This window comes from Pengzhenrongella sp., assembly GCF_036565025.1.
In the GTDB taxonomy this organism is placed as follows: domain Bacteria; phylum Actinomycetota; class Actinomycetes; order Actinomycetales; family Cellulomonadaceae; genus Pengzhenrongella.
In genome coordinates this window covers 1-4,831 of sequence record NZ_DATCNW010000340.1, presented here as the reverse complement: position 1 = coordinate 4,831, position 4,831 = coordinate 1, and the positions used below count along the sequence as shown (strand labels likewise).

General features: G+C 73.7%; 5 protein-coding genes. 4 read left to right on the top strand and 1 reads right to left on the bottom strand.

From position 1 onward, the window contains the following. Positions 1-64 precede the first annotated feature (64 nt). On the bottom strand, positions 65-571 hold the full coding sequence (locus tag VIM26_RS19700) for an inorganic diphosphatase (protein WP_331954396.1): 507 nt from the start codon (positions 569-571) through the stop codon (positions 65-67). 172 nt (positions 572-743) lie between these two features. Here VIM26_RS19700 and dacB point away from each other — a divergent pair, with 172 nt between their 5' ends. The 4 genes from dacB to tilS form a co-directional block, all read left to right on the top strand. Continuing rightward, positions 744-2,156 carry a D-alanyl-D-alanine carboxypeptidase/D-alanyl-D-alanine endopeptidase gene (gene dacB / locus VIM26_RS19695; RefSeq protein ID WP_331954394.1) on the top strand — a complete coding sequence of 471 codons (1,413 nt, stop codon included), beginning with the start codon at positions 744-746 and terminating at the stop codon, positions 2,154-2,156. Between the two features lie 225 nt (positions 2,157-2,381). Beyond that, positions 2,382-2,735, top strand: a complete 354-nt coding sequence (locus VIM26_RS19690; protein ID WP_331954392.1) for a VOC family protein — start codon at positions 2,382-2,384, stop codon at positions 2,733-2,735. Positions 2,736-3,152: 417 nt separating this feature from the next. Continuing rightward, a complete protein-coding gene (locus VIM26_RS19685) occupies positions 3,153-4,268 on the top strand; it encodes a zinc-dependent metalloprotease (RefSeq protein ID WP_331954390.1) in 1,116 nt (371 codons plus the stop codon). Between the two features lie 6 nt (positions 4,269-4,274). Then, positions 4,275-4,831 (top strand): tRNA lysidine(34) synthetase TilS (gene tilS / locus VIM26_RS19680; RefSeq protein ID WP_331954388.1); only part of this gene is annotated, 557 nt, incomplete at its 3' end.

Genomic DNA, 4,831 nt, shown 5'->3' with positions numbered 1-4,831 from the left:
TTGACGTCCTATAGGACGTCAACGCTCGGACGTTACGGAGATAAAGACCGGGAGCAAAGACGGGTCAGTGGCCGCCGTGGGCGTAGTAGCCCGTGTCGATGGCGCGCTGGCGGGAGCGCTGGATCTCGGCTTCCGCGTCTTCGCGGCCCACCCAGTGCGCACCCTCGACGGACTTGCCGGGCTCCAGGTCCTTGTAGACCTCGAAGAAGTGCTGGATCTCCAGGCGGTGGAAGTCCGACACATCGTCGATGTCCTGGCGCCAGCTCGCGCGCTGGTCGCCCGACGGGACGCACAGCACCTTGTCGTCGCCGCCCGCCTCGTCGCGCATCCGGAACATGCCGAGCGCGCGGCAACGGATCAGGCAGCCGGGGAATGTCGGCTCCTCGAGCAGCACCAGGGCGTCGAGCGGGTCGCCGTCCTCGCCCAAGGTGCCGTCGACGAAGCCGTAGTCGTCCGGGTAGCGGGTCGAGGTGAACAGCATGCGGTCGAGGCGGATCCGCCCCGTCGCGTGATCCATCTCATACTTGTTCCGCTGACCCTTGGGGATCTCGATCGTGACGTCGAACTCCACTGTGCTCCTTCGCAAGGCGCGCGCCGGTCCACCTTGGGTGGGTTTGTCCGACGACGACGTGTTGTGACGGTGGCGGCCGGCTGTCTTGCGGCCCACCGACGTTTACAGAGAGTTAGTGTGGCGCACCCACGGGCCTGACTTCGCCCGCTGGGCGGATCCAGGGAGGATGTGCATGCGCAGGGCCGCGTTGGTGACGGGCGTCAGCGCCCTGGTTCTGCTGCTCGGCGCAGGCGGTTATCTCACCGCGGACGCGTACGACGTCGTCCCGGGTTGGCTCACCGTCGCACCGGTCCCCGCCCCGCAGTCGCCCTTCCCGACGGCGCCCGGCGCAGTCGCCGCCTCAGCCCTCGCCCCGGTGCTCGCGAACCTCACGAACGACGCCCCGGTGCCCACCGACGCCCGGGTCCGCGCCATCGTGGCCGCACTCGCGTCGGACTCTCGGATGGGCCCGTCCACCGGCGTCGTCGTCGCCGACCAGTTGACCGGCGACGTGCTCGGCGAGCACGACCCCACGACCCCGCACACGCCGGCTTCGACCGCGAAGCTCGTCACCGCCGTCGCCGCGCTCAGCGCGATCGGCCCCACGAAGACCCTGCCGACCACGGTCGTCAGTGCCGGCAGCGGCAAGATCGTGCTGGTCGGCGGCGGCGACATGATGCTGGCGGCCGGCAAGGGGGACCCCGACCTGATCAACGGTCGCGCGGGGCTCGCGGACCTCGCGAAGGGCACCGCGCGCGCGCTCACCCTCGCGGGCACCAAGACGGTCACCCTCGGGGTCGACGACGGCCTGTTCTCCGGACCCGCGCTGAACCCGGCCTGGGACCCGAGCCACCTCGTCAACGGTTTCGCCGCCCCGATCACCCCCCTCTCCGTCAACATCGCCGGACTCCGCGGCGGCGAATACCCGCCCCGGGCGGCCGACCCGTCCCTGGCCGCCGCGGCTCAGTTCGTCACCGCGCTCAGGGCCGAGGGCATCACCGTCACCGGCCCGCCCAAGCGGGTCACCGCACCGCACAGCGCGCCCGAGCTCGCCGTGGTGCAGTCCGCACCGATGGGCGAGCTCGTCCAGTTCTTCCTGGACACCTCCGACAACGTGATCACCGAGGTGGTCGGTCGGCTCGTCGCGCTCAACGCCGGCCTGCCGGGCAGCTTCGACGGCGCAACCAAGGCGGTCCTCGCACGGGCCCAACGGCTCGGCGTGAACACGGCCGGCGCGCGACTGGTCGACTCCAGCGGGCTCGGCGACGGGTCGGTGCTGCCGGCACGGACGCTGCTCGGCCTGGTGCGGCTCATCACCGACCCTGCGCACCCGGAGCTGCGGCAGGTCTCCGCCGACCTGCCGATCGCGGGCCTGCGCGGGACGCTCATCGACCGGTACCGCGGATCGCCGGCGCGCGGGCTCGTGCGGGCGAAGACCGGCAGCCTGTCCGGGGTCACCGCGCTCGCCGGGACGATCGTGGACGCCGACGGCCGCCAGCTGCTGTTCGTCGTGCTCGCCGACAAGACGCCGGCCGGCGGGCAGGGCGCCCCACGCGCCGCGATCGACGCCGCCGTCGAAAAGCTCGCAGCCTGCGGCTGCAGCTGACCCCAGCCCGATGTCCGGCCGGCCGCCCCCGCCCGCCCGACCGGTGCCGCCCGAGCCGCAAACTGCGCACATCCGCGACTCCTGCGCACATCCGATGTGCGCAGCCTGCACGCATGTGCGCAGTCTCCTGACGACGACCCGTCGCAGATCGACGCGGGGCGCGATCGGCGCGGGGTGCCGGTGGGGCGCTCCGGGGCGGCGGGCGGGGTTCGTAGGGTGGGGACCATGAGTCTTGAGTGGGAACAAGTCAATGTCGATGCTGCTCGGCCGGGTGAGCTGGCGCGGTGGTGGGCGGACGCGCTCGGCTGGGTCGTGGTGTCCGACGCCGACGACGACGAGTTCGAGATCAGGCCTGCGCCCGATCGGCTCCCGGGCCTGCTCTTCGTTCGGGTGCCGGAGGCGAAGACCGTCAAGAACCGCCTGCACCTGGACTTTCGCCCCGACGACCAGTCGGCCGAGGTCGATCGGCTGCTGGCGCTGGGTGCCCGCCGAGCCGACGTCGGCCAGGGCGAGCAATCCTGGGTGGTGCTCGCCGACCCGGAAGGCAACGAGTTCTGCGTCCTCTCCGCCAGAACCTGAGCGACGTTTCGGAAGGTTTGGTGCGCGCGACGCACCAAACCTTCCCGAACCTGCGCGGCATCCGGTTCGACGAGGACCTGTGACCCATGCGACCGAGGCGTCCGCCGCCGGAGCAGACGCCATGCGCCGATTCACCCGCTCTGAATCCCCATCCATCTATCCATCCACCTCGACCCATCCACCTCGACTCGGCGGTTTCGGGCTCGCTCGCGCCGCGAGTTGCGAGTTGTTGTCGTACTTCGGCGCTCCGACGAACAACAACTCGCAGCTCGATGCCCGCGACTCGATCCGGGCCAGGGCCAGGGCCCGGGCTGGGCGCAGTTTTGGTCAGGATTTGCTCGAAAGAGGACAGATCCCGACCAAAACCGGTCCGAGAGCGCGGGCACCGCGGGGGCGCCGCGCGGCTACCGTGGCCGGATGGAACTGAACGCCGCTGTGGTCGAGGTCGCGCCGGTGGGACCGGTGGACTGGGCGGTGGCCGCGCGGCTCGCGGACCGGCTCGTGCGACCCGGCCCGGAGACCGACCGCGCCGAGGCGACCGCGCTGGTCGAGGGCCTGCGCGACGCCGCCCGCGTCGCAGCCGGGCACGTCGCCCGGATCACCGGGCTCAAGCCCGCGGACGGCTCCGACCCGACGGCCGTCCCGATCTCGCATGTGCTCGTGGTCGACCGGTCGGGCTGGGCCCGCGCGAACGTCGCCCTGCTGGCCGACCTGACGTCGGGGCTCGACGTCGAGCCGGGCAAGAAGGCACCCTCCCGCGCGACCCGGCTGACGGGCGCGGCCCAGGCCGGCGGCGCCCTCGCGGTGCTCTCCGGCAAAGTGCTCGGCCAGTTCGACCCGTTCGTCCAGAGCGTCGGGCCCGGCGGCCTGGTGCGCGGACGGCTGCTGCTCGTCGCACCGAACGTGCTCCGGATCGAGCGCGAGCTGGACGTCGACCCGGCGGACTTCCGGCTCTGGGTCGCCCTGCACGAGCAGACGCACGCGCTCCAGTTTGCCGCCGCCCCGTGGCTCGCCGGCCACCTGCGGACCCGCGCCGGGAACCTGATCGGGGACCTCGCGCGCGACGACGGCGACCACGCCGACCGCCGTCGGGCGCGGGCCCTCGCTGTCGCCGTGGTCCGGGTGCTCCGCGGGGACGACGACGCCCCGGCGCTCGACGCGCTGCTGCGGCCGAACGAGCGCAAGGTGTTCGAGGAGATGGGCGCGGTGATGGCCCTGCTCGAGGGGCATGCCGACGTCGCGATGGACGCCGTCGGCTCGGCGGTCGTGCCGACCGTGCGCCGGATCCGGCACCGCTTCGAGGCGCGGCGTTCTGGCCCGGACCAGCGCGGCCCGGTGGACCGGTTGCTGCGCGGGCTGCTCGGCCTGGACCTCAAGCTCGCCCAGTACCGGGACGGCGCCGCGTTCGTGCGGTACGTGACCCGCGCCGTCGGGCAGGACGGGCTGAATCTCGTGTGGGCGGACGCGGCGAACCTGCCGGGGCCGCGCGAGATCGCGGACCCGCGCGCCTGGGTGCGCCGCGTGCATGGCTGACCCGCGGTGAGCGGACCGGCCCCCGCGGTCGCCGCCGCGCGGCTCGCGGTGCGCGCCGACCTCGCCGACCTGCCCGACGGCGCGCTCGTGCTCGTCGCGTGCTCGGGCGGCCCGGACTCCCTCGCGCTCGCGGCCGCCACGGCGTTCGTCGCCCCGCGGGCTGGGCTGCGGGCGGGCGCCGTCGTCGTCGACCACGGGCTGCAGCGGGGCAGCGCGCGGGTGGCCGACGACGCCGCGACCGCGTGCCGCGTGCTCGGGCTCGCCCCGGTGCGGGTCGTGCGGGTCGACGTCGGCGCCAGGGGCGGTCCGGAGGCCGCGGCCAGGACGGCCAGGTACGACGCGCTCGAGGCGGCCGCGGTGGAGCTCGGGGCGGCCGCCGTGCTGCTCGGGCACACGCTCGACGACCAGGCCGAGACGGTGCTGCTCGGGTTGGCGCGCGGCTCGGGGGCGCGCTCGCTCGCCGGCATGCCGGCGCGGCGCGGGTCGCTGCGCCGGCCGCTGCTCGGGCTGCGCCGGGCGGACACCCTCGCCGTCTGCGCGGCCCTGGGTCTCGAGCCGTGGCA